Origin of the sequence: Agromyces sp. NPDC058484 (assembly GCF_042720415.1) — a bacterium.
Classification (GTDB): Bacteria; Actinomycetota; Actinomycetes; order Actinomycetales; family Microbacteriaceae; genus Agromyces.
Map to the genome: position 1 here is coordinate 138,292 of NZ_JBHXMP010000002.1, position 24,877 is coordinate 163,168.

Annotated in this window: 25 protein-coding genes; 21 read left to right on the forward strand and 4 right to left on the reverse strand. The window is 70.9% G+C overall.

Translation table 11 applies throughout. The features are described 5' to 3' along the window. Positions 1 to 82 precede the first annotated feature (82 nt). Positions 83 to 1,690: a carboxyl transferase domain-containing protein gene (locus ACFWN7_RS03160; RefSeq protein ID WP_376937235.1), complete on the forward strand. Its 1,608-nt coding sequence runs from the start codon at positions 83 to 85 to the stop codon at positions 1,688 to 1,690. Between the two features lie 236 nt (positions 1,691 to 1,926). Here the strand turns inward: ACFWN7_RS03160 and ACFWN7_RS03165 are convergent, their stop codons facing one another. Beyond that, positions 1,927 to 2,757 (reverse strand): MBL fold metallo-hydrolase, encoded by an 831-nt coding sequence (locus tag ACFWN7_RS03165; RefSeq protein WP_376937236.1) that lies wholly within the window; start codon positions 2,755 to 2,757, stop codon positions 1,927 to 1,929. Positions 2,758 to 2,865: 108 nt separating this feature from the next. On the opposite strand from ACFWN7_RS03165, the gene ACFWN7_RS03170 reads away from it, so the two are divergent. The 8 genes from ACFWN7_RS03170 (at position 2,866) to ACFWN7_RS03205 (ending at position 11,460) form a co-directional block, all read left to right on the forward strand. Further along, the gene (locus ACFWN7_RS03170) at positions 2,866 to 3,429 is read left to right on the forward strand and encodes a TetR/AcrR family transcriptional regulator (protein WP_376937237.1); all 564 of its coding nucleotides are present in this window, start codon (positions 2,866 to 2,868) and stop codon (positions 3,427 to 3,429) included. A 148-nt stretch (positions 3,430 to 3,577) separates the two neighbouring features. Then, positions 3,578 to 5,587: an acetyl-CoA carboxylase biotin carboxylase subunit gene (locus ACFWN7_RS03175; RefSeq protein ID WP_376937238.1), complete on the forward strand. Its 2,010-nt coding sequence runs from the start codon at positions 3,578 to 3,580 to the stop codon at positions 5,585 to 5,587. Between the two features lie 8 nt (positions 5,588 to 5,595). Next, the gene (locus tag ACFWN7_RS03180; RefSeq protein WP_376937239.1) at positions 5,596 to 6,759 is read left to right on the forward strand and encodes an acyl-CoA dehydrogenase family protein; all 1,164 of its coding nucleotides are present in this window, start codon (positions 5,596 to 5,598) and stop codon (positions 6,757 to 6,759) included. A 10-nt stretch (positions 6,760 to 6,769) separates the two neighbouring features. Continuing rightward, positions 6,770 to 7,309: a MaoC family dehydratase gene (locus tag ACFWN7_RS03185; RefSeq protein ID WP_376937241.1), complete on the forward strand. Its 540-nt coding sequence runs from the start codon at positions 6,770 to 6,772 to the stop codon at positions 7,307 to 7,309. Further along, a complete protein-coding gene (locus ACFWN7_RS03190) occupies positions 7,306 to 8,121 on the forward strand; it encodes an HpcH/HpaI aldolase/citrate lyase family protein (RefSeq protein ID WP_376937243.1) in 816 nt (271 codons plus the stop codon). The genes ACFWN7_RS03185 and ACFWN7_RS03190 overlap by 4 nt, the downstream gene beginning before the upstream one ends. A gap of 148 nt (positions 8,122 to 8,269) precedes the next feature. Next, on the forward strand, positions 8,270 to 9,361 hold the full coding sequence (locus ACFWN7_RS03195) for an aldo/keto reductase (RefSeq protein WP_376937244.1): 1,092 nt from the start codon (positions 8,270 to 8,272) through the stop codon (positions 9,359 to 9,361). A gap of 61 nt (positions 9,362 to 9,422) precedes the next feature. Next, positions 9,423 to 10,808 carry a M16 family metallopeptidase gene (locus tag ACFWN7_RS03200; protein ID WP_376937246.1) on the forward strand — a complete coding sequence of 462 codons (1,386 nt, stop codon included), beginning with the start codon at positions 9,423 to 9,425 and terminating at the stop codon, positions 10,806 to 10,808. Positions 10,809 to 10,857: 49 nt separating this feature from the next. Then, a complete protein-coding gene (locus ACFWN7_RS03205) occupies positions 10,858 to 11,460 on the forward strand; it encodes a histidine phosphatase family protein (protein WP_376937247.1) in 603 nt (200 codons plus the stop codon). 2 nt (positions 11,461 to 11,462) lie between these two features. Here the strand turns inward: ACFWN7_RS03205 and ACFWN7_RS03210 are convergent, their stop codons facing one another. Continuing rightward, complete coding sequence (locus tag ACFWN7_RS03210; RefSeq protein WP_376937248.1) at positions 11,463 to 11,942, reverse strand: GNAT family N-acetyltransferase; 480 nt, start codon at positions 11,940 to 11,942, stop codon at positions 11,463 to 11,465. Between the two features lie 67 nt (positions 11,943 to 12,009). On the opposite strand from ACFWN7_RS03210, the gene dapB reads away from it, so the two are divergent. Then, a complete protein-coding gene (dapB, locus tag ACFWN7_RS03215) occupies positions 12,010 to 12,762 on the forward strand; it encodes a 4-hydroxy-tetrahydrodipicolinate reductase (protein ID WP_376937250.1) in 753 nt (250 codons plus the stop codon). Further along, positions 12,759 to 13,199 carry a hypothetical protein gene (locus ACFWN7_RS03220; RefSeq protein WP_376937252.1) on the forward strand — a complete coding sequence of 147 codons (441 nt, stop codon included), beginning with the start codon at positions 12,759 to 12,761 and terminating at the stop codon, positions 13,197 to 13,199. Before dapB ends, ACFWN7_RS03220 begins: the two co-directional genes overlap by 4 nt. On the opposite strand, the gene ACFWN7_RS03225 is transcribed toward ACFWN7_RS03220, so the two are convergent. Beyond that, positions 13,174 to 14,070 carry a TIGR01777 family oxidoreductase gene (locus ACFWN7_RS03225; protein WP_376937254.1) on the reverse strand — a complete coding sequence of 299 codons (897 nt, stop codon included), beginning with the start codon at positions 14,068 to 14,070 and terminating at the stop codon, positions 13,174 to 13,176. The two genes, ACFWN7_RS03220 and ACFWN7_RS03225, sit on opposite strands and share 26 nt — an antisense overlap. A gap of 8 nt (positions 14,071 to 14,078) precedes the next feature. After that, entirely contained in the window at positions 14,079 to 14,504 is a 426-nt protein-coding gene (locus ACFWN7_RS03230; protein WP_376937255.1) for an OsmC family peroxiredoxin, read from the reverse strand. An 85-nt stretch (positions 14,505 to 14,589) separates the two neighbouring features. Between ACFWN7_RS03230 and ACFWN7_RS03235 the strand changes: the two genes are divergently transcribed. From ACFWN7_RS03235 to ACFWN7_RS03280, 10 genes are all read left to right on the forward strand, one after another. Then, positions 14,590 to 15,399: a thymidylate synthase gene (locus tag ACFWN7_RS03235; protein ID WP_376937256.1), complete on the forward strand. Its 810-nt coding sequence runs from the start codon at positions 14,590 to 14,592 to the stop codon at positions 15,397 to 15,399. After that, positions 15,396 to 15,935 (forward strand): dihydrofolate reductase, encoded by a 540-nt coding sequence (locus ACFWN7_RS03240; RefSeq protein WP_376937257.1) that lies wholly within the window; start codon positions 15,396 to 15,398, stop codon positions 15,933 to 15,935. Before ACFWN7_RS03235 ends, ACFWN7_RS03240 begins: the two co-directional genes overlap by 4 nt. A 220-nt stretch (positions 15,936 to 16,155) precedes the next feature. Further along, the gene (locus tag ACFWN7_RS03245) at positions 16,156 to 17,061 is read left to right on the forward strand and encodes a DUF559 domain-containing protein (protein WP_376937258.1); all 906 of its coding nucleotides are present in this window, start codon (positions 16,156 to 16,158) and stop codon (positions 17,059 to 17,061) included. 139 nt (positions 17,062 to 17,200) lie between these two features. Continuing rightward, positions 17,201 to 18,175 carry a 4-hydroxy-tetrahydrodipicolinate synthase gene (gene dapA, locus ACFWN7_RS03250; RefSeq protein WP_376937260.1) on the forward strand — a complete coding sequence of 325 codons (975 nt, stop codon included), beginning with the start codon at positions 17,201 to 17,203 and terminating at the stop codon, positions 18,173 to 18,175. Positions 18,176 to 18,244: 69 nt separating this feature from the next. Then, positions 18,245 to 19,921 carry a ribonuclease J gene (locus tag ACFWN7_RS03255; RefSeq protein ID WP_376937261.1) on the forward strand — a complete coding sequence of 559 codons (1,677 nt, stop codon included), beginning with the start codon at positions 18,245 to 18,247 and terminating at the stop codon, positions 19,919 to 19,921. Positions 19,922 to 20,016: 95 nt separating this feature from the next. Continuing rightward, the gene (locus ACFWN7_RS03260; RefSeq protein WP_376937262.1) at positions 20,017 to 22,941 is read left to right on the forward strand and encodes a DNA translocase FtsK 4TM domain-containing protein; all 2,925 of its coding nucleotides are present in this window, start codon (positions 20,017 to 20,019) and stop codon (positions 22,939 to 22,941) included. 39 nt (positions 22,942 to 22,980) lie between these two features. Continuing rightward, positions 22,981 to 23,583 carry a CDP-diacylglycerol--glycerol-3-phosphate 3-phosphatidyltransferase gene (gene pgsA / locus ACFWN7_RS03265; RefSeq protein WP_376937264.1) on the forward strand — a complete coding sequence of 201 codons (603 nt, stop codon included), beginning with the start codon at positions 22,981 to 22,983 and terminating at the stop codon, positions 23,581 to 23,583. Further along, positions 23,573 to 24,103 (forward strand): CinA family protein, encoded by a 531-nt coding sequence (locus ACFWN7_RS03270; RefSeq protein WP_376937266.1) that lies wholly within the window; start codon positions 23,573 to 23,575, stop codon positions 24,101 to 24,103. The genes pgsA and ACFWN7_RS03270 overlap by 11 nt, the downstream gene beginning before the upstream one ends. Positions 24,104 to 24,248: 145 nt before the next feature. Beyond that, the gene (locus ACFWN7_RS03275; protein ID WP_344293510.1) at positions 24,249 to 24,557 is read left to right on the forward strand and encodes a helix-turn-helix transcriptional regulator; all 309 of its coding nucleotides are present in this window, start codon (positions 24,249 to 24,251) and stop codon (positions 24,555 to 24,557) included. Between the two features lie 65 nt (positions 24,558 to 24,622). After that, a complete protein-coding gene (locus ACFWN7_RS03280; RefSeq protein ID WP_376937267.1) occupies positions 24,623 to 24,862 on the forward strand; it encodes a DUF3046 domain-containing protein in 240 nt (79 codons plus the stop codon). Positions 24,863 to 24,877 lie beyond the last annotated feature (15 nt).

Below are 24,877 nucleotides of genomic sequence, written 5' to 3' on the forward strand. Positions count from 1 at the left end.
CGGAAATCGAGTTAGTGAACACTAACCGAAATGGCGTGGCATCCACAAGGGGGCGCGCCGTCGATGGAGACAGGCGGAGCGGATGACCACCCTCACGACGGGTATCGACCTCGCGAGCGACTCGTCGCGGCGCAACGCCGAGGAGCACGCCGGACTCGTGCGGGAGCTCCGCGAGAAGCTCGCCGCCGCGGCGCTCGGCGGCCCCGAGAGCTCGCGCGACCGCCACGTCGCCCGCGGCAAGCTGCTCCCACGCGACCGCGTCGACAGGCTCCTCGACGAGGGCAGTCCGTTCCTCGAGCTCTCACCGCTCGCCGCCGACGGCCTCTACGGCGGCGACTCCCCGGGCGCCGGCATCATCACGGGCATCGGTCTCGTACACGGGCGGCCGGTGATGGTCGTCTGCAACGACGCCACCGTGAAGGGCGGCACGTACTACCCGATGACCGTGAAGAAGCACCTGCGCGCGCAGGAGGTCGCCCGCGAGCTGCGCCTCCCGTGCGTCTACCTGGTCGATTCGGGCGGCGCGTTCCTCCCGAAGCAGGACGAGGTGTTCCCCGACCGCGACCACTTCGGCCGCATCTTCTACAACCAGGCCCAGCTCTCCTCGATGCGCATCCCGCAGCTCGCGGCGGTGCTCGGGTCGTGCACCGCCGGCGGCGCCTACGTGCCCGCGATGAGCGACGAGTCCGTGATCGTGCGCGGCCAGGGCACGATCTTCCTCGGCGGGCCGCCCCTCGTGAAGGCGGCGATCGGCGAAGTCGTCACGCCCGAGGAACTCGGCGGCGGCGACCTGCACTCGCGCGTCTCGGGCGTCACCGACCACCTCGCCGACGACGATGAGCACGCCCTCGAACTCGTGCGCGACATGGTCGCGACCCTCGCACCGCCCGCGCCCCGCGCGTGGGCGGTACGGGAGTCCCGCCCACCCGCGGTCGACCCGGCGGGCCTTACCGCGGCCGTTCCCGTCGACGTGCAGCAGCCCTACGATGTGCGCGAGGTCATCGCGCGGCTCGTCGACGGCAGCGAGTTCTCCGAGTTCAAGCCCGAATACGGCGACACGCTGGTCACCGGGTTCGCGCACCTCGACGGGCATCCGATCGGCATCGTCGCGAACAACGGCGTGCTCTTCAGCGAGTCGGCGATGAAGGGCGCGCACTTCATCGAGCTCTGCGACCAGCGCGGCATCCCGCTGCTGTTCCTGCAGAACATCTCGGGTTTCATGGTCGGTCGCGACGCCGAGGCGGGCGGCATCGCGAAGCACGGCGCGAAGATGGTGACCGCCGTCGCCACCACTCGCGTGCCGAAGTTCACGGTCGTGATCGGCGGGTCGTTCGGCGCCGGCAACTACTCCATGTGCGGGCGGGCGTACTCGCCGCGGTTCCTCTGGATGTGGCCGAACGCACGCATCTCCGTCATGGGCGGTGAGCAGGCGGCATCCGTGCTCTCGACCGTGAAGCGCGACCAGCTCGCGGTGAAGGGCGAAGAGTGGCCGGATGCCGCGGAGCAGGCGTTCAAGGCGCCGATCCGCGAGCAGTATGAATCGCAGGGCAGCCCGTACCACTCGACGGCCCGACTCTGGGACGACGGCATCATCGATCCCGACGACACCCGCACGGTGCTCGCCCTCGCGCTCGAGCTCGCGAGCCGCACCCCGCTGTCCGAGCCGGCGTTCGGCCTGTTCCGGATGTAGCGCAGCCCGCAGCGGCCCGTCGGTCGCGTTGTCCGGCCGCGCCCGCGTTCTCGTTCGCCCGTGCCCGCGTCCCCGTTCGCCCGTGCCCGCGTTCCCGTTCGCCCGTGCCCGCGTTGTCCGGCCGTGCCCGCGTTCCCGTTCGCCCGCGCCCGTTCGCCTGTTCCTGTTCACCTGACCCCGCAAACCTGAGGAGATCTGCGATTGCGAGGGTGGGCGAGGTCTGCGGGCTCAACTGGTCAGCGCAACACCTTCACGTCAGAGGGGGTTGCGATGTCGAGGTTGGGTGCGCCGAGGTCTGTGCGTCGGCGGTTCCGGCGGGGGATCACGGCTGGCTTGTCGACGGTGGATGCGGATGCCGCGGCCGCGCGCTCGACGGCGCGTACGGCCTCGTCGACGCCGCGGTTCCACGGCGTGCCATGACCCGGCAGCACCCAGGTGACGCCGAGCCCGTCGAGTCGGCGGAGCGATGCGAGCGCCCCGGCGGGGTCGTCGGTGAACGGCGCGGGTTGCGGGCCGGTCTCGCCGGTGAGCACGTGCCGGGTGGTCAGGGCGTCGCCGACGAAGACGGCGTCGGCGATGGGCACATGGATCGCGATGCTGCCGGGCGAGTGACCCGGCATGCCGATCACGCGCGGAGCGCCGGGAAGGTCGAGGACGTCGCCGTCGCGCACCGTGACGACCTCGGTGAGCGGTGTGGTCTTCAGGCCGTTCTTCGTGAGGGCGTACCAGAGGAACCGGGCGGTGGCGCCGACGCTCACGCGACCCCACGCGGGCTTCGTGGCGACCTCGCCGCGTGCGCGGGCCCCGTCGGCCTCGTGCACGTACACCGGCACTCCGTGCTCGCGCCGCAGTCGCTCGGCGAACCCGATGTGGTCGGTATCGCCGTGCGTCAGCACGACGCCCTGCACGTCGGCGAGCGAACGCCCCATGGCGGCGAGCTCTCGTGTGAACTCGCGCCATTGGCCGGCGAGTCCGGCGTCGATCACGGTCACGCCATCGGGCGTGTCGACGAGGTAGACGGCGACGAGATCGTTGCCGATGCGGTGGAGGGAGTGGCCGAGTCTCATGGGGTCGCCTCACTTGGATGGGTGGATTGGAGTCGGTTGTGATGGCTATGATAAGTAGCTATCATGGCTAATGTCAATAGCTGAACCGCCCCGACGGATGGAGCCCCGATGCCGACCCCAGATCGCACGTCGCTCCCCGAGATCGTGGCGGCCGGGCGCGCGCTCCTCGAGTCCGAGGGGCTTGCGGGCCTCACGATGCAGGCGGTCGCAGCGCGCGTCGGCGTGCGGGCGCCATCGCTCTACAAGCGGGTGCGCAACCGCCGCGAGCTCGTCGCGCTCATCGCCGACGCGACCGTGCGCGACCTCGGCGACCGGCTCGACGCCGCGGCCGCACGCGGATCCGACCCGCGGCAGGTGCTCGCAGCGCTCGCACGGGCGGCGCGCTCCTTCGCGCGCGAGCGGCCGGTCGCGTTCGGGCTCGTGTTCGCTCCCGGCTCCGAGGTCGCCCTCGATCGCGAGTCGCTCGCCCGGGCGAGCGCGGCCGTCCTTCGGGTCTCGGCAGGGCTTGCGGGCGAGCCGCACGCGCTCGAGGCGGCGCGCACGCTGACCGCCTGGCTGAACGGGTTCGTTGCCATGGAGCTCTCGGGGGCCTTCCGCCTCGACGGCGACCTCGAGCGGGCGTTCGAGTTCGGCATCGACCGCATCGCGGACGCGCTCGGCCGGACGCGATGATGCTCGTGCTGCGCCGCGGGGTGGCGGCTCGTTGCGCGCGGCGAGCCGCTTGCCATTTCAGTTAGCGGCCACTAACATCAATTCAGTTAGTGCGCGCTAACTGTGAGCGCGCGGGCAACGTCGCAGAGAGGCGCGCATGGTCACGTTCATGAGCTCGCCCCATGGCGCATCGGAACGGATGCCGCTCACCGCCGCGCCCCTGGCGGCGCGCCCCTTCGAGCGAGTCCTCGTCGCCAACCGCGGCGAGATCGCCGTGCGCGTCATCCGCACCCTGCGTCGTCTCGGCATCCGCTCGATCGCCGTGTACTCCGACGCCGATGCGGATGCCCCGCACGTGCGTCTCGCCGACGAGGCCGTGCATATCGGGCCCGCGCCGGCCGCGCAGAGCTACCTCGACCCCGATCGCATCGTCGCGGCGGCGAGGGCCACGGGCGCGCAGGCCGTGCATCCCGGCTACGGATTCCTCTCCGAGCACGCGGGCTTCGCGCGTGCCTGTCGCGACGCGGGGATCGTGTTCATCGGCCCCGGCGACGAGGCGCTCGAGGTCATGGGCGACAAGATCCGGGCGAAGCTGCACGTCGCGGCATCCGGCGTCCCGATCGTGCCGGGCGTCGCCGACCCCGCCCTCGACGACGCGGCGCTCCTCGTCGCCGGTGAGGCCGTGGGATTCCCGCTGCTCGTGAAGCCGTCGGCCGGCGGCGGCGGCAAGGGAATGCAGGTCGCACGCGACGCAGCCGAGCTCGCGGCGGCCGTTCCGGCGGCCCGCCGGGTCGCGTCCGCCGCGTTCGGCGACGACACGCTGCTGCTCGAACGTCTCATCGAGCGCCCCCGGCACATCGAGGTGCAGGTGCTGGCGGATGCCTCGGGAGCCGTGATCCACCTCGGCGAGCGCGAGTGCTCGCTGCAGCGCCGCCACCAGAAGGTCATCGAGGAGGCGCCGTCGGCACTGCTCGACGATGCGACCCGCGCGCGCATCGGCGCCGCCGCCTGCGATGCGGCGCGCAGCGTCGGCTACCTCGGCGCCGGCACCGTCGAGTTCCTGGTGTCGGATGCCGCACCCGACGAGTTCTTCTTCATCGAGATGAACACCCGGCTGCAAGTGGAGCACCCGGTGACCGAGCTCGTGACGGGCGTCGACCTCGTCGAGCAGCAGCTGAGGATCGCGGCGGGGGAGCCGCTCGCGCTCGAGCAGGCCGACGTGCACCTCACCGGGCACGCGATCGAGGCGAGGCTCTACGCCGAGTCGCCGCACCGCGGCTTCCTCCCGTCGACGGGCGAGGTGCTCGCCTGGCGGGAGCCCGCGGGCGACGGCGTCCGCGTCGACGCCGGCGTGCACGAGGGCCTGGAGGTCACGGCGCACTACGACCCGATGCTCGCCAAGGTCATCGCGTACGGCGACGACCGCGCTCAGGCGATCGAACGGCTCGACCGGGCGCTCGCCGAGACGGTGGTGCTCGGCGTCGACACGAACATCGCCTTCCTCCGTCGGTTGCTCGCCGAACCCGCCGTGCAGGGCGGCCACCTCGACACGGGCCTCATCGACCGCATGCCCGAGACGAGCGTCGCCGACCCCTCGCCGGTGCTCCTCGACGCGGCCGCCCGCCGCCTCGCAGTCGACGAGACGCACGAACGGGTCGCAGCGGATGCCGCGGGCCCCACGGCGTGGCACGCCGCCACGGGTTGGCGCCCGGGCGTCGTGCGTCCGCCGGTCGTGCTGCTCGCCCCGCGCGATCACCCGCGCGACATCCGGCCGGTGGAGGCCCCGAGCCTCGTCGAGGACATCGACCCGCAGGCCGTCGTGCGCGTGGGTGACGACGGCGCCGTCTGGGTGCACCGCGGCGGCGAGGCCGCCGCGTTCGTTCACGTCGACCGGCGCGCGCACGCCGAGCTCCGGCGCGCGGCCGTCGAGCGCGGCGGGCTCGCGGCCGACCCCGATCTCCGCGCGCCGATGCCCGGCACCGTGACCGCCCTCTTCATCGACGACGGCCACCCCGTGGAAGCCGGCGACGCCGTGCTCGCGATCGAGGCGATGAAGATGGAGCACCGCGTCCTCGCGACGCTCGACGGCACCGTGCGCCTCACCGTGGTGATGGGCGACCTCGTCGCTCGCGACCAGGTCGTCGCGCGCATCGAACCGAGTACATCCCACCAGGAATGAGGAGCACCATGCAGCACGACCTGAGCCCCGAGGAGCGGGAGCTCTACGACATGGTCTGCGACTTCGCGGACACAGTGGTCGCCCCCCAGTCGTATGATGCCGACCGCACGCACGAATTGTCGATGGACGTCGTCGCGCAGATGGGCGAAGTGGGTCTGTTCGGCCTGCCGTTCCCCGAGGAGTTCGGCGGGCAGGGCGGCGACTACATGGCGCTGTGCCTCGCCATCGAGGCCCTCGCGCGGGTCGACCAGTCGATCGCGATCACCCTCGAGGCCGCCGTCGGACTCGGCGCGATGCCGATCTACCGGCACGGCACCGACGAGCACAAGGCGGAGTACCTGCCGGACCTCGTGGCGGGACGCGCGCTGGCCGGATTCGGACTCACCGAGTCCGAGGCGGGCTCCGACGCGGGCGCCACGCGCACGACGGCCGTGCTCGACGGCGACGAGTGGGTCATCAACGGCTCGAAGCAGTTCATCACGAACTCGGGCACGCCGATCACCCGGTTCGTCACGGCCACGGCGGTGACGGGTGAGCGCACTCGTGCCGACGGCGCTGTCGACAAGGAGCTGTCGACGATCATCGTGCCCAACGGCACAGCCGGGTTCACCGTCGGGCCCGGGTACGACAAGTCGGGCTGGCGCGCCTCCGACACGCACCCGCTGACCTTCGACGACGTGCGGGTGCCGGCCGCCAACCTGCTCGGCGAGCGCGGCCGGGGCTTCGCCAACTTCCTGCGCACGCTCGACGAGGGCCGCATCGCGATCGCGGCGCTGTCGACGGGTGCCGCGCAGGGATGCCTCGACGAGGCCGTGAGCTACGCGAAGACGCGAAACGTCTTCGGCGTGCCGATCGCCTCGCACCAGTACATCGCCTTCACCATCGCCCAGATGCAGACCCGCGTGCACACGTCGCGCCTCGCCTGGCACGATGCGGCCCGGCGGGTCGACGCCGGCCTTCCCTTCAAGAAGGAGGCCGCCATGGCGAAGCTCGTCTCGAGCGACGCCGCGATGCTCAACGCCCGCGACGCCACGCAGATCTTCGGCGGCATGGGCTTCATGAACGAGAGCCTCGTGGCCAGGCACTACCGTGACTCGAAGATCCTCGAGATCGGCGAGGGCACGAACGAGGTGCAGTACATGGTCATCGCGCGCGAACTCGGACTCGGCTAGGAGGCTCGGCATGTCGGATGTGCCCATGCGCGAGGTCGTGCAGCGCGGACTCTGGTTCGAGGAACTCGAGGAGGGCGTGCGGTACCTCCACCGCCCGGGTCGCACCGTGACCGAGGCAGACAACGTGCTCTTCACGACGCTCACGATGAACCCGCAGCCGCTCCACCTCGACGCGGCATGGTCGGCCGGGCAGCCGTTCGGGCAGCCGCTGGTGAACTCCCTGTTCACGCTGTCGACCCTCGTCGGGCAGTCGGTGGGCCAGCTCACCCAGGGCACCCTCGTGGCGAACCTGGGCTTCGGCGCGGTCGCGTTCCCGCATCCGGTCTTCGTCGGAGACACCCTCTACGGCGAGAGCGTCGTGGAGTCGAAGCGACTGTCGTCGTCGCGTCCCGGCGAGGGCGTCGTCACGCTCGCGCACACGGCCCGGAACCAGCACGGCGTGGTGGTCGCCACGGCGTCGCGCACGATGCTCGTGTGGACGCGCGAGGCAGGCGAGCGGGCCTCGGCCGCCGCCGAGGCATCCGATCACGGGACGGAGTCGAGCGGATGACGCATCCGCCGTTCCGCTTCGGCCCGGCCATGCTCTTCTGCCCGGCCGACCGACCCGACCGCTTCGAGAAGGCGTTCGAGCGCGCCGACGCGGTGATCCTCGACCTCGAGGACGCCGTCGCCGACGACGGGAAGCACGCGGCCCGTCTCGCCCTCATCGCCTCGTCGCTCGACCCCGACCGGGTGATCGTGCGGGTGAACCCGGCATCGACGCCGCACTTCGCCGAGGATGTCGCCGCGATCGCCGCGACCGGGTATCGCACGGTCATGCTCGCCAAGTGCGAGGGCACCGCCGACCTCATCGAGCTCGAGGACTTCGAGGTGGTCGCGCTCTGCGAGACGGCGCGGGGCGTGCTGGCCGCGGCCGAGATCGCGGCGATCCCGAACGTCTCGGGCCTGATGTGGGGCGCCGAGGATCTCGTGGCCTCGCTCGGCGGCTCTTCGAGCCGGCATCCCGACGGCCGCTACCGCGACGTCGCGACGCACGCCAGGTCCCGGGTGCTGCTCGCGGCGGCCGCGCACGACGTCGCCGCGATCGACGCGGTGCACCTCGAGATCGCGGACCTCGACGGGCTCCGCGCCGAGGCCGAGGACGCCGCGGCGCTCGGGTTCGCGGCGACCGCGTGCGTCCACCCTTCGCAGGTGCAGGTCGTGCGAGACGCCTACCGGCCGAGCGCCGAGCGACTCGAGTGGGCACGTGCCGTGCTGGAGTCGGCGGCGGGCGGACCGGGCGTCTTCGCGTTCCGCGGCGACATGGTCGATGCGCCCGTGCTTCGGCAGGCCGAGGCCATCGTACGGCGCGCGCACGGCTGAGCCGGGGTCGCGGCATCCGCTCGCTTCCACCCCATTCCGGGGGACACGCCCGCGCGTACGCAAACGATTCGGTAACGGTTCACCTCGCGTTCCGGGGTACAGGTGACCCAGGACGTACTCTCGGAACCATCCTGGGGAGGAGGAACGCGTGGCACGACGGCACAGCTACCGGGCGAGCGCGGGAGGCGTCGCGGGGGCGACGATCGCGGAGTTGGTCGCCGGCTCGATCGAGGTGAGGGCGACGGATGTCGCGACGCCGGACGCGCCGGCTCTGCGCGTCGAGACGGTGGAATCGAACACGCTGTCGGGTCCCATCACCGTGCCGAGGCGCACGAGCCTCGGCGAGACCGGGATCACGGCGCATCCGCTCGCGCTCGGCGGCAGCACCTTCGGATGGACGCTCGGCTCCGATGAGGCGTTCGCGGTGCTCGATCGCTTCGCAGGCACGGGCGGAGACCTCCTCGACACGGCCGACAGCTATGCGTCAGGCCGCAGCGAGTCGATCATCGGCTCGTGGATGGCCTCCCGCCGCACGCGTGATCGCATGCGGGTCATGACGAAGGTCGGGCGTCACTCCGACCGCCGCGGACTGGCGCCTCTCGACGTGCGGGCAGCCGTCGACGACTCGCTCCGGCGGCTGGGCACCGACCGCATCGACGTGCTGTTCCTGCACGGCGACGACCCCACTGTCCCGCTCGAAGAGAGCCTCGGCGCCGTCGGCACACTCGTCGCCGAGGGGAAGGTGCGCTCGGTCGGCGCTTCCGACTTCCCGCCCGAGCGTCTCATCGAGGCGCGGGTGCTCGCCGCGAACGGGCTCCCGCGGTTCGAGCTCCTCACCACGCGGTACAACCTCATGGAACGGCGGCCGTTCGAAGGCGCCACCGAACTGGTGGCACACGCCCAGGGCATCGGCGTGCTGCCGTACTTCGCGCTCGCGAACGGATTCCTCGGCGGCCGGGTGCGCCGGCGCTCCGAGATGCGGCACGACGCGCGCGGTGCACGGCTCGCCCGTCACCTCGGCCGGCGCGGACACCGGGTGCTCGCGGCGATCGACGAGATCGCGTTCGCCCACGGCGTCCAGCCCGCGACGATCGCCCTCGCGTGGCTGCTCGCAAAGCCGACCGTCGTGGCGCCCGTCGCGAGTGCGACCCGGCCCGAACAGGTCGAGGCGCTCCTCGCCGCGGCATCCGTCGAACTGCATCGATCCGAGCTCGTGGAACTCGATCGCGTGTCATCCTGAACGCCGCAAGGCCAGTTCCAGGTCGACCGCGGTCGCGCCGCCGTGACATAGGCTGGTCAGGATGAACGGCGCCGTCGACCTCCCACTCGGCCAGGCCGAGCTCTCCTTCACGGCAGCGGGCGACGCGCGAGTCCGGCGCAGCGTGCTCCCCTCCGGCGTCCGCGTCCTGAGCGAGCAGGTACCCGGCAGCCGCAGCGCGACGGTCGGGTTCTGGGTCGCGGTCGGCTCCCGCGACGAGCAGCATGCGGATGCCGCGCACCCCGCCACGTACGGCTCGACCCACTTCCTCGAGCACCTGCTCTTCAAGGGCACGTCCGCGCGCACCGCGCTCGACATCGCCATCTCCTTCGACGCGGTGGGCGGCGAGCACAACGCCCTCACGGCGAAGGAGTACACCTGCTACTACGCGAAGGTGCAGGACAGGGACCTGCCGATGGCGGTCGGCGTGCTCGCCGACATGTTCACGTCGTCGCTCCTCGACCCGGTCGAGTTCGACAACGAGCGCGGCGTCATCCTCGAGGAGCTCTCGATGGCCGGCGACGACCCGGCGGATGTCGCGAACGAGAGGTTCTTCGGGGCCGTGCTCGGGGAGCATCCGCTCGGCCGCCCCATCGGCGGCAGCCCCGAGACGATCCGCGCGGCGACACGCGAAGCCGTGTGGACGCACTACCGGGCGAACTACCGGCCGCAGGATCTCGTCGTCACCGTGGCGGGCGCCGTCGACCACGACCTCCTCGTACGCGAGCTCGAACGTGCGCTGGCGCTCGCCGAATGGGACCTCTCGATCGCGGCCGCTCCCGTCGAACGCCGCTCGACCGAATCCGCCGTGCTCGTGCCGGGGTCCGCGATCACGGTGGTGCAGCGCCCCACCGAGCAGGTCAACCTCCTCCTCGGCGTGCCCGGTCTCGTCGCCACCGACGAGCGTCGTTCGACGATGAGCGTGCTCAACGCGATCTTCGGCTCCGGGATGTCGTCGCGTCTCTTCCAGCAGGTGCGCGAGCGCCGCGGCCTCGCCTACGCCGTCTACTCGTTCGCGCCCGGCTACTCCGACGCGGGCCTCTTCGGCATGTACGCGGGATGCTCGCCTGCGAAGGCCGGTACGGTCGCTGCGCTCATGCGCACCGAGCTCGAGCGCGTCGCCGAGCACGGCGTCACCGTCGACGAGCTTCGGCGTGCGGCGGGTCAGCTCGGCGGCGCGTCGGCGCTCGCCCTCGAAGACTCCGACACCCGGATGTCCCGGCTCGGCCGTGCCGAGCTGACGCTCGGCGAGTTCGCCGACCTCGACGAAGCCCTCCGGCGCATCACGCTGGTCACCGTCGATGACGTGCAGGCGCTGGCCGGGGACCTCGTCTCCCGGCCGTTCTCGCTCGTCGCGGTCGGCGCAACCGACGAAGCGGCGTTCAAGGGTGCGATCGACGTGATCGTGCCGAGCACCGACGTCGCCTGACCGCGACTCCAGACGAACCAGCACAGGAACCGACGGGAACCGATACGCAGTGCCTCACCATCTCTACCTCGTACGCCACGGCGAGCAGCTCGACGCCGAGCACGGCATGCCCGACGGGCCCCTCTCTCCGCGCGGTCGGCGCCAGGCTGAGCTCCTGGCCGAACGGCTCGGCGGCGTGCCGTTCGACCACGCGTGGCACTCCCCGTTGCAGCGGGCTGCCGAGACGGCCGAGATCATCGCGGCGAAGATGCCGGCGGTGCAGCCCGAGCCCTCTGCGCTGCTGTTCGACTGCATTCCCTCCGGCCCTGCGCCCGAGACGCCGAAGGCGTACGACCCGTTCTTCGGCTCGGTCACCGAGGCCCAGATCGAGGCCGGCAGCGCGCAGATGGCCGACGCGGCCGCAGAGTTCCTGCGCTCCCACCGCGAGGACCGGCACGACCTGCTCATCACGCACAACTTCGTGATCGCCTGGTTCGTGCGCGAGGTGCTCGGAGCGCCCGACTGGCGCTGGGTGTCGATCAACCAGGCGAACTGCGGCCTCACCGTGCTCACGCAGAAGTCCGGCCGCCCGTGGAGCCTCGTGGTGCACAACGACATCGCGCACCTGCCGCCCGAGCTGCGCACCGGGCTGCCCGAGCCGTACTCGGTCTGAGTTCAGCGCACGACGCGCTTGCCGTACCAGTGGGTCGCGTTCGGGTTGGCGTTGTACGGTTCGATCTCGGTGAACCCGCTCGATCGGTAGAGACCGCCCGCGGCTTCGAGGCTCGCATTCGTGTCGAGCACGAGTTCCTCGGCGCCGAACTCCACCGCGCGACGTTCGAGTTCCTCGAGGAGCCGTCGCCCCGCGCCGCGACCGCGGGCGGCCGGCGCCAGCCACAGGTGCTTGACCTCGTACCGTGACTCGCGGGTATCGGGGTTCGGCTCGATGCGACGTACCCCGCCGCATCCGATCACGAGGTCGTCGTCCAGGACGACGAGGAACACGCCCGCGGGGGGAGCGAACGCCGCGGCGGTCGGGTAGGTGGGCCGGTACTCCCCCTGCGCGGCCGGGAAGCCGGCCGCGCGCTCGGCGAAGTAGGCGTCGAGCACTCCGACGGCTTCGGTGCTCGTGACGTCGACCTCCCGGAACCGCATGCGTCCAGCCTATTGCCGGGGATACGGCGGAATCGGCCGCTCGGACCGCCTTGGTAGGGTGAAGCACGTGACGATACGGGTCGCCGTGGCCGGGGCCACGGGCAAGATGGGGCGGTTGGCGCTCGAGCTCATCGAGGCATCCGACGACCTCGAACTGCATGCGGCGCTCGATTCGCGGTCGAGCCTCGACGAGATGCTCGGCGCGGATGTCGCGCTCGACGTCACCCATCCGGCCGCGAGCGCCGGCATCGTCGAGTTCGCGACCGGCGCCGGCATCCCGATCGTGGTCGGCACCTCCGGCTGGTCGCACGATCGCATCGCCGAGATCGCGGAGTTCATGCGCGGCCACGACGACGCGGGTGCCGTGCTCTTCATACCCAACTTCTCGGTCGGCAGCGTGCTCGGCACCGCCTTCGCCGCGCTGGCGGCACGATTCTTCGATGCCATCGAGATCGTCGAGGCGCATCACGCCGGCAAGGTCGACTCGCCCTCGGGCACGGCCGTGCGCACGGCCGAGCTCATCGGTGGGGCACGCGGCGACGCCGGACCGGTGTCGGCACCGCACGCCGACCAGCGGGCGCGCGGGCAGCTCGTGTCGGGCGTGCCCGTGCACAGCCTCCGGCTGGCGGGAGTCCTTGCCGAGCAACGGGTCATCCTCGGCGGCGACGGCGAGACGCTCACGATCTCGCACTCCACGGTGTCGGCGTCGGCCTACGAGCAGGGCATCCTCCTCGCGCTGCGTCGTGCCCCCGAGGCGTCGGGCGTCGTCGTCGGCCTCGACGCACTCCTCGACCTGGGGCTCCCCGGCACGACCGCATGACCGCGAAATCCGGTGCCATCCTCATGGCCGTGCTGCTCGCGATCTACCTCGCGCTCGTCGGTTGGCGCGCCGTGCAGTTCGTCGCCACCGGCGAGCCGGTCGCGGTGGCGATGGGCATCGCGCTCGTCGTGCTGCCGATCATCGCCGCGTGGGCGCTCTGGCGCGAGCTCGCGTTCGGCGTGCGCTCGCAGGCCCTCGTGCGGCGGCTGGAGGCCGAGGGCGGCGTCGACCTCGGCATTCCGCTGCTGCCGAGCGGTCGTCCTGAACGTGCGGCGGCGGATGCCGCGTTCGGCGCGTTCCGTGCGGCAGCGGAAGCCGAACCCGAGTCGTGGCGGGCGTGGTTGCGACTCGGCATGGCCTACGACGCAGCCGGTGATCGCCGCCGGGCGCGCAGCGCGGTGCGTCGGGCGATCACGCTCGAGCGCGCGGAGCGCTGAGCATCGCGTCGAGCGCCGACTCCACGGTGACATGGGCGAAGCGGAATCCGTCGTCGATGAGGCGTTGCGGGCGTACCTTCTGGCTCGAGAGCAGCAGTTCGTCGGCAGCGCGGCCGAGTGCGACCTCGAGCATCCGCTCGGGGACGGCGAGTGCGTAGGGGCGGTGCATCCGTTCGGCCATCGCGTTCATGACCCGATCGGCGATCGCGGGTGTCGGCCCGGCGAGGTTGACTGGACCCGAGACCTTCGAGCCGAGGAGGTGCACGAGGGCGCCGATCTCGTCATCGAGTGCGATCCACGGCCAGTGTTGTCCGCCGGTGCCGAGCCTGCCCGAGAGCCCGAGGCGGGTGAGGGTGCCGACGCGTTGCAGGGGACCGCCGTGCCCCACGACGATCCCGCTACGGAAGACCACTGTTCGTGTCGTGTCGGGCGCGAGCATGGCGGCGCTCTCCCAGCGCCCGACCGCCTCCGCGAGGAATCCGGAGCCCGGGCTGCAGAACTCGGTGAGCAGCTCGCCGGGGCGATCGCCGTAGTAGCCCGCGGCCGACGCGCTGAGGAAGACGGCGGGCGGGTGCCGGGCCTTGTTCATCGCGTCGGCGAGCGTGCGGGTGGCGGTCACGCGCGAGTCGACGATCTCGCCGCGGTAGGTCTTCGTCCAGGGCAGGCGGGTGAACGAGGCACCCGAGAGGTTCACGACCGCGTCGACGCGGTCCATGACCGTGGAATCGATGATGCCCGACGCCGGAGACCACGCGGTCTCGTCGGAGGTCTGCGCCCTGCGCCGCACGAGGCGCACGACCTCGTGGCCCTCGGCGGCCAGTCGCTCGACGAGCGCGGATCCGATGAAGCCGGATGCGCCGGCGATGAGCACGCGCACGGTCAGGCGAGCTCGGCTTCTATGGTGATCGGGATGCCGGTGAGCGCCTGGGAGATCGGACACGTGTTCTTCGCGTCTTCGGCGAACGCCTCGAACTCCTCCTCGGTGACGCCGGGTACGCGGGCGCTCACGAGCAGGTGGCTGCCGAGTACGCCGCGACCGGCCTCGAACGTGACGGCCGCGGTCGTCTGGATGCTCTCGGGAGGATTCCCCGCCTCCGCGAGCGCGAGTGAGAGCGCCATCGAGAAGCACGCCGAGTGAGCGGCGGCGAGAAGCTCCTCGGGATTCGTGGTGTTCGCCTCGCCCTCGGCACGTGCCTTCCAATTCACAGGGAACGTCGCGAGACCGGACGAGTCGAGCGCGACATCGCCGGACCCCTCGAACAACGTGCCGGTCCAGACGGTGGTCGCTTCACTCGTGACTGCCATGGGTTCTCCTCCTCGAGCCGGGATCCCAGCCTAGCCCGCCGTGCCGCCGGCGCCAGGCCCGTGACGACGGGTTAGCATCGACCCGATGGCCGAGTCGATTCCCACGCCCTACGAAGACCTCCTGAGCGATGTGCTCGAGCATGGCACGGTCAAGACCGATCGCACGGGCACCGGCACGCGCAGCGTGTTCGGGCGCCAGCTGCGGTTCGACCTGTCGCAGGGATTTCCGCTCGTCACCACCAAGCGCGTGCACTTCAAGTCGATCGCCTACGAGCTGCTCTGGTTCCTGCAGGGTTCGTCGAACGTCGGCTGGTTGCGCGAGCACGGGGTCACCATCTGGGACGAGTGGGCGGATGCCGCGGGCGAGCTCGGCCCCGTCTACGGCGTGCAGTGGCGCTCCTGGCCGACGCCCTCGGGGGAGACGATCGACCAGATCTCGCAGGTGATCGAGCAGATCCGCACGAACCCCGACTCGCGCCGGCTCATCGTCTCGGCATGGAATCCCGCCGACATCCCCGACATGGCACTCGCGCCGTGCCATGCGCTGTTCCAGTTCTACGTGGCCGACGGCCGGCTCTCGTGCCAGCTCTACCAGCGCAGCGCCGACCTCTTCCTCGGGGTGCCGTTCAATATCGCGTCGTACGCGCTGCTCACGCACATGATGGCCGCGCAGACCGGCCTCGATGTGGGCGACTTCGTGTGGACCGGCGGCGACTGCCATATCTACGACAACCACGTCGAGCAGGTGCGACTCCAGCTCGGACGCGAACCGTTCCCCGCGCCGACACTGCGGTTCGCGCGCACGCCCGCCTCGATCTTCGACTACGAGTACGACGATTTCATCGTCGAGGGCTACCGGCACCACCCGGCGATCCGAGCCGTCGTCGCAGTATGAGCAGTGGGAGACCGGATGCCGCGCCGCCCCCGTTCGGGCCGGCGATCGGGCTGGTCTGGGCCGAGGCGCGCGGCGGCGTGATCGGACGCGACGGCGGCATGCCGTGGCACGTGCCCGAAGATCTCGCGCACTTCAAGGCAGTGACACTTGAGGCGCCCGTGATCATGGGGCGTCGCACGTGGGAGTCGCTCCCGCCTCGCTCCCGCCCCCTTCCCGGGCGCGAGAACATCGTGGTGACGCGCAACGAGGCGTGGGCGGCCGCCGGCGCGGTGCGCGCGGCATCCGTCGACGAAGCGCTGGCGCTCGCCGCCGACGGCTTCGACGACCGGGTGTGGGTGATCGGCGGTGCCGAGCTCTTCGCCGCCGTCATCGATCGCGCCGACCGGCTCGAAGTGACCGAGCTCGACCTCGCGGTCGACGGCGACACGTACGCGCCCGAAGTCGACGGCTCGTGGCGGGTCGCGTCCGGCGACCCGGGCTGGCGCACATCTCGTGGTGGCATCCGCTACCGCTTCCGCCGCCTCGAGCGGCGCTGACCCTCGCGGGCCCGCGGCCTCGATCGGCGAGTCGGCACTGCAGCGAGTCGGCGGAGGTGCTGGGCGGCGCGCCGGTGTCACGCGGGCGTGTCGCGTGAATCATCCGCTGACTCGCAGGCGGCTGTGCGACTCCTCCTCCACAGGCGTTGGCAACGCCGCCTTCTCGCCGTTTCACACGAACTGCGCTCATGCAGGATCGAGGCGAGGAAGAGTCGCGACCATGCCCGTCGACCCGTTCCACGTCCAGCGGCTCTGCGCCGACCTCGGCGGAGTCGCACGCGCCAATGAGCTCGACGCAGGAGGTGTCTCCCGTCACGCCATCGCGACGGCGGTGCGCGCCCGCGCCATCATCCGTCTTCGTGAGGGCGTCTACGTGCACGCCGACACGTCTGCCGATGTGCGAACCGCCGTCATGCACGGGGGATCGGTGGGATGCCTGAGCCGCGCCAAGGAGGTAGGGCTCTGGATTCTCGAGAAGCCGACGACCCTGCACGCCGCACTGCCGACACACGGCCATCTTCGACAGGTCGCCCATGACCCGGGAGGCGATGAGGAGGACGATGCCGCCGACGACGCCTGCGCCTGCATCCTGCACTGGTGCAGGGGAGGAGCACGCGGCGGGCTGCAGGCGCTTCCGGACGCCCTTGCGGCGCTGCTCGTCTGCATGGGCGAAGAGCACTTCTTCGTCGCCCTCGAGTCGGCGATGCGCAAGCGACTCATCGATACAGCAGGATGTGCGCGGCTCCGCGCCGCGATCCCGAGGAAGGACCGTTGGCTCGTCGACTTCGCCCGCTGGAACGCCGACAGCGGACTCGAGTCGCTCCTCAGGCTTCGCCTGCGCCCACTCGGCATCTCCCTTGCATCGCAGGTGAAGATCCCCGGTGTCGGATCGGTGGACTTCGTACTCGGCGATCGGCTGATCATCGAGGTGGACGGCAAGCCGAATCACGACGGCCCCAACGAGCGACACAAGGACCTCGCGCGCGATGTCGCCGCCGCGGCGCAGGGCTTCGACACGCTGCGGTTCGACTCTGCGCTCGTGATCCACGACTGGGAGATGGTTGAAGCGGCGATCCTCACGAAGCTCGAACTCGGTCTGCACCGGCGCGTGCGAGTCGGCGGATGATGGCCGGCGGCACGCCGGTCAGCGGCGGCGAGTCTGTCGGATCATCCGCCGACTCGCACGTGCGTATTGCGGCCGATGTCGTGGTCGAGCCCAGCACGCGAGCGGTGCGGCATCCGCTCGACCCGATAGCCTTGGGAGCGTGACTGCAGACAATCCCTTCGGACAGGTGCTCGTCGCGCTCGTCACGCCCATGACGGCGGACGGCGAGGTGGATTGGCCGGGGGTCGAGCAGCATATCGACGATGTCATCTCGGCTGGCGCCGACGGCATCGTGGTGACGGGCACGACGGGGGAGACGTCGACGCTGACCGACCCGGAGAAGATCCGGCTGGTCGAGGTCGGCAAGGATGTCGCGGCGGGTCGGGCGAAGATCATCACGGGCGGCGGCTCGAACGAGACGGCGCACGCGATCGAGCTGTACCGGCACAGCGAGCAGGCCGGCGCCGACGGCATCATGATCGTCACGCCGTACTACAACAAGCCCACGCAGGCGGGCATCCTGACGCATTTCCGGCTGGTCGCCGATGCCACCGACCTGCCGGTGATCCTCTACGACATCCCCGGGCGCACGGGTGTGCCGATCAGGTACGAGACGATCCTGCGGCTGGCGAAGCATCCGAACATCCTGGCCGTGAAGGACGCCAAGGGCGACTTCTCCGAGGTCAGCCGGGTGCTGAACCAGACCGACCTGATGTACTTCTCCGGCGATGACGCGAACGTGCTGCCGCACCTCGCCATCGGGGCCACGGGGCTGATCGGCGTGACGTCGAACATCGCGCCGGCGCCGTACCGCACGATCGTCGATGCCGTGAACCGGGGCGACCTCGCCACCGCCACCGCGGCGCACCAGCAGCTCGAGCCGCTCGTGCGCGCGGTCGGAACCCACGTGCCCGGCACCGTTGCGGTGAAGTACATCCTGCACGGACTGGGCCGGATCGGCAGTCCGCGGGTGCGGTTGCCGCTCGTCGGCCCCGAGGAGTGGGAGGCCGCCCTCATCGAGGACGAGATCGACCTCGTGCAGGGCATCCCGGGCGTCGACTTCCACAACTTCCGTCCCGACCGCAACGCCGCCGCCGGCGGTGCGCTGCCCAAGGTCGCGGGCACCACCCGCTGACACGCGCGCCGCAGCATCCGCGGGGCACGAGCCTCGCAGAGAACTGAACACGCAACGTAAGGAAGACCCATGTCCGACGTCGTCATCGATCCTGCCCCGCTCGAGCCCGGAACCCTCCGCGTCATCCCCATCGGCGGTCTCGGCGAGGTCGGGCGCAACATGACGAGCTTCGAGATCGACGGCAAGATCCTCATCGTCGACTGCGGCGTGCTCTTCCCCGAGGAGCACCAGCCGGGCGTCGACCTGATCCTGCCCGACTTCGGGTTCCTGCGCGAGCGACTCGACGACATCGTCGGCGTCGTGCTCACGCACGGCCACGAGGACCACATCGGCTCCGTGCCCTACCTCCTTCGCCTGCGCGCCGACATCCCGCTGATCGGCTCGACCCTCACGCTCGCGCTCGTGGAGGCCAAGCTCAAGGAGCATCGCATCCAGCCGTACAGCCTCACGGTCAACGAGGGGCAGCGCGAGAAGATCGGCCCGTTCGACCTCGAGTTCGTCGCGGTCAACCATTCGATCCCCGACGCGCTCGCCGTGGCGATCAAGACGCGCGCCGGCGCCGTGCTCGCCACGGGCGACTTCAAGATGGACCAGCTCCCGCTCGACGGCCGCCTCACCGACCTCCGCGAGTTCGCGCGACTCGGCGAGGAGGGGGTCGACCTCTTCATGGTCGATTCCACCAACGCGGATGTCCCGGGCTTCACGCCGCTCGAGCGGTCGATCGGCCCCGTGCTCGACGAGGTGATCGCGCGCGCCCCGCGACGGGTGATCGTCGCGAGCTTCTCGAGCCATGTGCACCGCGTGCAGCAGGTGCTCGACGCCGCCCACCAGAACGGTCGTCGCGTCGCGCTCCTCGGCCGCAGCATGGTGCGCAACATGACGATCGCCGAGCAGCTCGGCTACCTCAAGGTGCCCGAGGGCGTGCTCGTCGACTACAAGAAGGCCGGCGACATCCCCGACGATCGCATCGTGTACATGTCGACGGGATCGCAGGGCGAGCCGATGGCCGTGCTCAGCCGCATGGCCAACCGCGACCACCAGATCGAGATCGGCGAGGGCGACACGGTCATCCTCGCGTCGAGCCTCATCCCGGGCAACGAGAACGCCGTGTACCGCGTGATCGACGGGCTCACGAAGCTCGGCGCGAACGTCGTGCACAAGGGCAACGCGAAGGTGCACGTCTCCGGCCATGCGGCGGCCGGCGAGTTGCTCTACTGCTACAACATCCTGAAGCCGCGCAACGTGCTGCCGATCCATGGCGAGTACCGGCACCTCTTCGCGAACGCGAAGCTCGCCCAGGCCACCGGCATCGCCGAGCAGAACACGTTCATCGGCGAGAACGGCACGGTCTACGACCTGCGCGACGGAGAGGTGCGTGTCACCGGCCAGCTCGACCTGGGCTTCGTCTACGTCGACGGGTCGACGGTCGGCGAGATCACCGACGCCGACCTGAAGGACCGCCGCATCCTCGGCGAGGAGGGCTTCATCTCGGTCATCGTCGTCGTGGATGCCTCAACGGGCCGGATCATCGTCGGGCCCGAGATCCACGCCCGCGGCTTCGCGGAGGACGACGCCGTGTTCGAGGACGTCAAGCCGAAGATCTCCGCCGCGCTGCTCGAAGCGGCGCAGCACGGCGTGCGCGACCAGCACGGGCTGCAGCAGATCGTGCGGCGCACGGTGGGCACCTGGGTGAACCGGCGCCTGCGTCGCCGCCCGATGCTCGTGCCGCTCGTCATCGAGGCGTAGCGCGGCGGGGACGCACCGCCCGAGGCGTCCCCCGATCGCGGACACTCGCCGCGTCCTGCCGGCGTGGGTCGGCGGTCGGCCGTAACGTTGGGAGCATGGCTACGAGCACCAGGTCGAACGGTCGTGCCTCCGGCGCGTCCGGGCGCGGCTCGAGTTCCAAGACGGCACCCACGAAGAAGCTGCCTGCGGCGAACAGCCGCGGCGGCGGGGCCGGCGTCCGAAGGTCGGGCAGCGCGGGCAAGTCCGCGGCATCCGAGCGCCCGCCCCTGCTCGCGCGCGCCTGGATGGGGCTCGCGCACCTCACGGGCGGCGCAGCCCGCGCGCTCGGCCCCGAGACGCTCCAGAAGGAGGAGCGCCGCGACGGCCTGCCGTTCTTCATCGTCGTGCTCGCCGTGATCGGCGCCGTGGTCGAGTGGTTCCTCATCAACGATCCGATCGCGCAGGCGCTCGACTCGTGGACGTTCGGAGGCCTCTTCGGGCGGGTCGCGTTCGCACTGCCCGTCGTGATGCTGATCTTCGCCGTGTGGCTCTTCCGTCATCCGAGTTCCGTGCACGACAACACGCGCATCGGCATCGGCGTCGGGCTCCTGCTGCTGACGGTCTCGGCGCTGTGCCACCTGTTCGGCGGCCAGCCCGAGCCGCGCGAGGGCATGGCCGTGCTCGCGCGCGCTGGCGGCATCCTCGGCTGGATGCTCGCCCAGCCCCTCACCGTCCTGGTCACCGAGGTCGGCGCGGCGGTCGTCGTGGTCGTGCTCCTCGTGCTCGCGCTGCTCATCATCACGAAGACGCCGCCGAACCGCGTCCCGTCGCGATTCCGCGAGCTCTACGCGTGGCTCTTCGGCACCCCCGAGCCGGCTGACGACCAGGCGACGGATGCCGCGCCCAAGCTCTCGCGCCGCCAGAAGCGCAGGGCGACGCAGACCGAGCTCGACGGCGTCGACGACCTCGGCGACGACGAGCCCGAGCGCACCGGGCTGCTGCCGTGGTGGCGGCGCAACGAATCCAACCGCGAGGAGGATCCCGCGTTCGAGGCGAGCGGGGTCGAGGGGATCACCGAGGTGTTCGGACCCGGCTCGGCCGCGGGCGGCTTCGACTCGCCGATCGAGGGCGCCGGCGGCGCCGGAGCCTACGGATCCGGGGTGATCGGCGACCTCGAGCGCGCCGAGTCGGCGCTGCAGCGCTTCACGGGCGATGTGCCGCGCGGCGGCACCGGGCTCCGCGGCGACGACGGCGCCGCCACGAACGTGCTGGCCGTATTCGACCCGCCGGGCGACGGCGAGTCGGGGCCGACGGATGCCGCGGCCGCCGCCTTCGCGGGCGACGCCGGCGCCGCGGCATCCCTTCAACAGGCTCAGGACGGCGCCGAACCGGTGCACCCGTACCACCTGCCGGCCGCGTCGACCCTCGCGGCGGGAGCGCCGGCGAAGGCGCGCTCCGCCGCGAACGACGACGTCGTGCGCCAGATCACCGGCGTGCTCGACCAGTTCCAGGTCGACGCGAAGGTCACCGGGTTCTCGCGCGGCCCGACCGTCACGCAGTACGAGATCGAGCTCGGCCCCGGCGTCAAGGTCGAGCGGGTCACCGCGCTCTCGAAGAACCTCGCGTACGCGGTCGCCTCGAACGAGGTGCGCATCCTGTCGCCGATCCCCGGCAAGAGCGCGATCGGCGTCGAGATCCCGAACGCCGACCGCGAGATCGTGACGCTCGGCGACGTGCTCCGGTCGGGCGCGGCCGTCAACGCGAAGCATCCGATGACGATCGGCGTCGGCAAAGACGTCGGGGGCGGCTACGTCGTCGCGAACCTCGCGAAGATGCCGCACCTGCTCGTCGCAGGCTCCACGGGTTCCGGCAAGTCGAGCTTCGTGAACTCGATGATCACGTCGCTGCTCATGCGGGCGAAGCCGGCCGACGTGCGCATGGTGCTCATCGACCCGAAGCGCGTCGAGCTCGCGCCCTACGCGGGCGTTCCGCACCTCATCACGCCCATCATCACGAACCCCAAGAAGGCAGCCGAGGCGCTGCAGTGGGTCGTGAAGGAGATGGACATGCGCTACGACGACCTCGCGTCGTTCGGCTTCCGGCACATCGACGACTTCAACGCGGCGGTCGTGAACGACGAGATCGTGCTGCCCGCCGGCAGCGAGCGCAAGCTCAAGCCGTACCCCTACCTCCTGGTCGTCGTCGACGAGCTCGCCGACCTCATGATGGTGGCCCCGCGCGACGTCGAGGACTCGATCGTGCGCATCACGCAGCTCGCGCGCGCCTCGGGCATCCACCTGGTGCTGGCGACGCAGCGGCCGTCGGTCGACGTGGTCACCGGCCTGATCAAGGCGAACGTGCCGTCGCGCCTCGCGTTCGCGGTCACGAGCGTCACCGACTCCCGGGTCATCCTCGACCAGCCGGGTGCCGACAAGCTCATCGGCCAGGGCGACGGCCTCTTCCTGCCGATGGGCGCGTCGAAGCCGATCCGCGTGCAGGGGGCGTGGGTGAGCGAGGCCGAGATCGAGAAGGTCGTCACCCACGTCACTCGCCAGGCCCGCCCCGAGTACCGGCAGGATGTCGCGGCCGCCGCCCAGCGCAAAGAGATCGACTCCGACATCGGCGACGACCTCGAGTTGCTCCTCGCGGCAGCCGAGCTGGTCGTCTCGACCCAGTTCGGCTCGACCTCGATGCTGCAGCGCAAGCTCCGCGTGGGCTTCGCGAAGGCCGGCCGGCTCATGGACCTCCTCGAGTCCCGCGAGATCGTCGGACCGTCCGAGGGGTCCAAGGCCCGCGACGTGCTCGTGACGGCCGAGCAGTTGCCGGGCGTGCTGGCCCGCCTGCGTGGCGAGGAGCCCGCCGATGCAGCCGACGCTCAGGCGGTGGCGCCGGGCGTGCTGGCCGCAACGCCGCCCGTCGATCCCTACCGGGCACCCGACGACCGCTACGACGACGACGCCGTCGCACGTGCGACGGCCGGACTCCCGGTGGTCGAAGGCGACGCCGACGAGGACGCGTGGGGGCTCACGGGTCGCGAGTGAACCGCGGGCGCGGCATCCGTCACCGCTATCCTTGGGCGTATGACCTCCTCCGCCGGAAGCCCCGCGCGATCGGCGAACTGGAATCTCCCGAATGCGATCACGCTCGCACGCATCCTGATCGCACCGCTGTTCTTCTGGATGCTCCTCGCCGACGGCGGCGCCGACGGGTGGCTCCGCTGGGTGGCCGCCGCCCTCTTCATCGTCGCCATCGCGACCGACGGCATCGACGGGCACATCGCGCGCTCGCGAGGACTCGTCACCGACCTCGGCAAGATCCTCGACCCGATCGCCGACAAGCTCCTCACGAGCGGCGCACTCGTGTGCCTCTCCATCCTCGGTGAGCTGCCGTGGTGGGTGACGGCGATCATCGTCGTACGCGAGGTCGGGATCACGGTGTGGCGTCTCGTCGAGCTGCGCCGCGGCAACGTCGTGCCCGCGTCATCCGGCGGAAAGCTGAAGACGGTGATGCAGTCCGTCGCCATCTCGTTCGCGCTGGTGCCGCTGTGGACGGTGCTGGGCGTTTGGATCCACTGGGTGAACGGCGTGCTGATGACCGTCGCGGTCCTCCTCACGTTGTGGTCGGGCCTGCTGTACGTGCGCGACGCCGTGCGGCTCGCGCGCGCCACGCCCGATGGACGCTGACAAGGGCGAGCGGATGCCGCACGCGGGCGACGACCCGACCGCCACGCTGATCGCCGAGCTCACGCGTCGCGGCCTGCGCATCGCCGTCGCCGAGTCCCTCACGGGGGGCCTCGTGATGGCGGAGCTCACGCGGATTCCCGGCGCGTCGGCCGTGGTGAGCGGCGGCATCGTGGCCTACGACACGGAGGTGAAGCACTCGCTCCTCGGCGTCGACGCCCGACTGCTCGCACGCGAGGGCGCCGTGCATCCCGAGGTCGCCCGGCAGATGGCCGACGGTGTGCGCCGCGCACTGGCAGTCGGCGGCAGGCCGGCCGATGTCGGCCTCGCGACCACTGGCGTGGCCGGCCCCGACGGCCAGGACGGCCAGGCGCCCGGCACGGTCTTCGTCGGCGTGGCGACGGGGAACGAGGTGGTCTCGATCTCCTTGGAGCTCTCGGGCGACCGCCATCGGATCCGTTCGTCGACGGTGCGAGCGGCGGTCGACGCGGTGCTCGCAAGACTCGCCCCGACCATGGAATAGGTTTCGTGAGCACCCTGTTACACGTGTCGAGTTCACACGAAAGCCACAGTGTGCCAGGCTAGATTCGGAAGCACAGAGAGTCAGGTAGACTGACGCTCCCGTTTCCGATTCCGGCGGAGTCGCAGGCAGAGAAGGAGGTTCCCCGATGGTTCTTGTTCGACAGGAGATCGGCGACGTGCTGAGGGACTTCCGCCTGCAGAAGGGCCGCACCCTCCGTCAGGTCGCGTCCAAGGCGAGCGTCGCGCTCGGGTACCTGAGCGAGGTGGAGCGCGGCCAGAAAGAGGCCTCATCCGAGATCCTCGCGTCGGTCGCCGACGCGCTCGACACTCCCATCTCCGTCATCATGCACGAGGTCGGCGACCGCATCGCGGTCATCGAAGGACTGTCGGTCGTTCCCGACAGCCTGCCCGACGAGCTCGTGGCGGAGTTCGATGCGGACATGATGGTCCGCTGATCCAGATCATCGCAGCCCATCGGCCGGTCTTCGGACCGGCCGATGCCATGTCCGGGAGACGATCCATGAAGCTGAGCGAGTTCCAGATCGCGGTCGACGAGGAGTTCGGGCGAGGCTACGGGGGCGTGGTGGTGAACGACCTCGTGCTCGCGGCCGTCGGCGGCCGCACGGCACGGGAGGCGTTGGCCGCGGGTGTCGCCCCCCGCGAAGTGTGGCTCGCGCTCTGCGAGGCGACGGATGTCCCGCCCGCACGCCGGCACGGCGTCGGCCGGAGGGAGCCGGGCGGTCGTTCCGCCCGGGCCTGAGCGCCCTGCGGGTTG

Coding starts and splice junctions, on each gene's coding strand:
- ACFWN7_RS03240 (WP_376937257.1), top strand. CDS start 15,396: ATGAGCAGTGGGAGACCGGATGCCGCGCCGCCCCCGTTCGGGCCGGCG.
- ACFWN7_RS03210 (WP_376937248.1), bottom strand. CDS start 11,942: ATGCGGTTCCGGGAGGTCGACGTCACGAGCACCGAAGCCGTCGGAGTG.
- ACFWN7_RS03180 (WP_376937239.1), top strand. CDS start 5,596: ATGCAGCACGACCTGAGCCCCGAGGAGCGGGAGCTCTACGACATGGTC.
- ACFWN7_RS03160 (WP_376937235.1), top strand. CDS start 83: ATGACCACCCTCACGACGGGTATCGACCTCGCGAGCGACTCGTCGCGG.
- ACFWN7_RS03170 (WP_376937237.1), top strand. CDS start 2,866: ATGCCGACCCCAGATCGCACGTCGCTCCCCGAGATCGTGGCGGCCGGG.
- ACFWN7_RS03175 (WP_376937238.1), top strand. CDS start 3,578: ATGAGCTCGCCCCATGGCGCATCGGAACGGATGCCGCTCACCGCCGCG.
- ACFWN7_RS03200 (WP_376937246.1), top strand. CDS start 9,423: ATGAACGGCGCCGTCGACCTCCCACTCGGCCAGGCCGAGCTCTCCTTC.
- ACFWN7_RS03230 (WP_376937255.1), bottom strand. CDS start 14,504: ATGGCAGTCACGAGTGAAGCGACCACCGTCTGGACCGGCACGTTGTTC.
- ACFWN7_RS03280 (WP_376937267.1), top strand. CDS start 24,623: ATGAAGCTGAGCGAGTTCCAGATCGCGGTCGACGAGGAGTTCGGGCGA.
- ACFWN7_RS03245 (WP_376937258.1), top strand. CDS start 16,156: ATGCCCGTCGACCCGTTCCACGTCCAGCGGCTCTGCGCCGACCTCGGC.
- ACFWN7_RS03255 (WP_376937261.1), top strand. CDS start 18,245: ATGTCCGACGTCGTCATCGATCCTGCCCCGCTCGAGCCCGGAACCCTC.
- ACFWN7_RS03235 (WP_376937256.1), top strand. CDS start 14,590: ATGGCCGAGTCGATTCCCACGCCCTACGAAGACCTCCTGAGCGATGTG.
- ACFWN7_RS03220 (WP_376937252.1), top strand. CDS start 12,759: ATGACCGCGAAATCCGGTGCCATCCTCATGGCCGTGCTGCTCGCGATC.
- ACFWN7_RS03185 (WP_376937241.1), top strand. CDS start 6,770: ATGTCGGATGTGCCCATGCGCGAGGTCGTGCAGCGCGGACTCTGGTTC.
- ACFWN7_RS03270 (WP_376937266.1), top strand. CDS start 23,573: ATGGACGCTGACAAGGGCGAGCGGATGCCGCACGCGGGCGACGACCCG.
- ACFWN7_RS03260 (WP_376937262.1), top strand. CDS start 20,017: ATGGCTACGAGCACCAGGTCGAACGGTCGTGCCTCCGGCGCGTCCGGG.
- pgsA (WP_376937264.1), top strand. CDS start 22,981: ATGACCTCCTCCGCCGGAAGCCCCGCGCGATCGGCGAACTGGAATCTC.
- ACFWN7_RS03190 (WP_376937243.1), top strand. CDS start 7,306: ATGACGCATCCGCCGTTCCGCTTCGGCCCGGCCATGCTCTTCTGCCCG.
- ACFWN7_RS03275 (WP_344293510.1), top strand. CDS start 24,249: ATGGTTCTTGTTCGACAGGAGATCGGCGACGTGCTGAGGGACTTCCGC.
- ACFWN7_RS03165 (WP_376937236.1), bottom strand. CDS start 2,757: ATGAGACTCGGCCACTCCCTCCACCGCATCGGCAACGATCTCGTCGCC.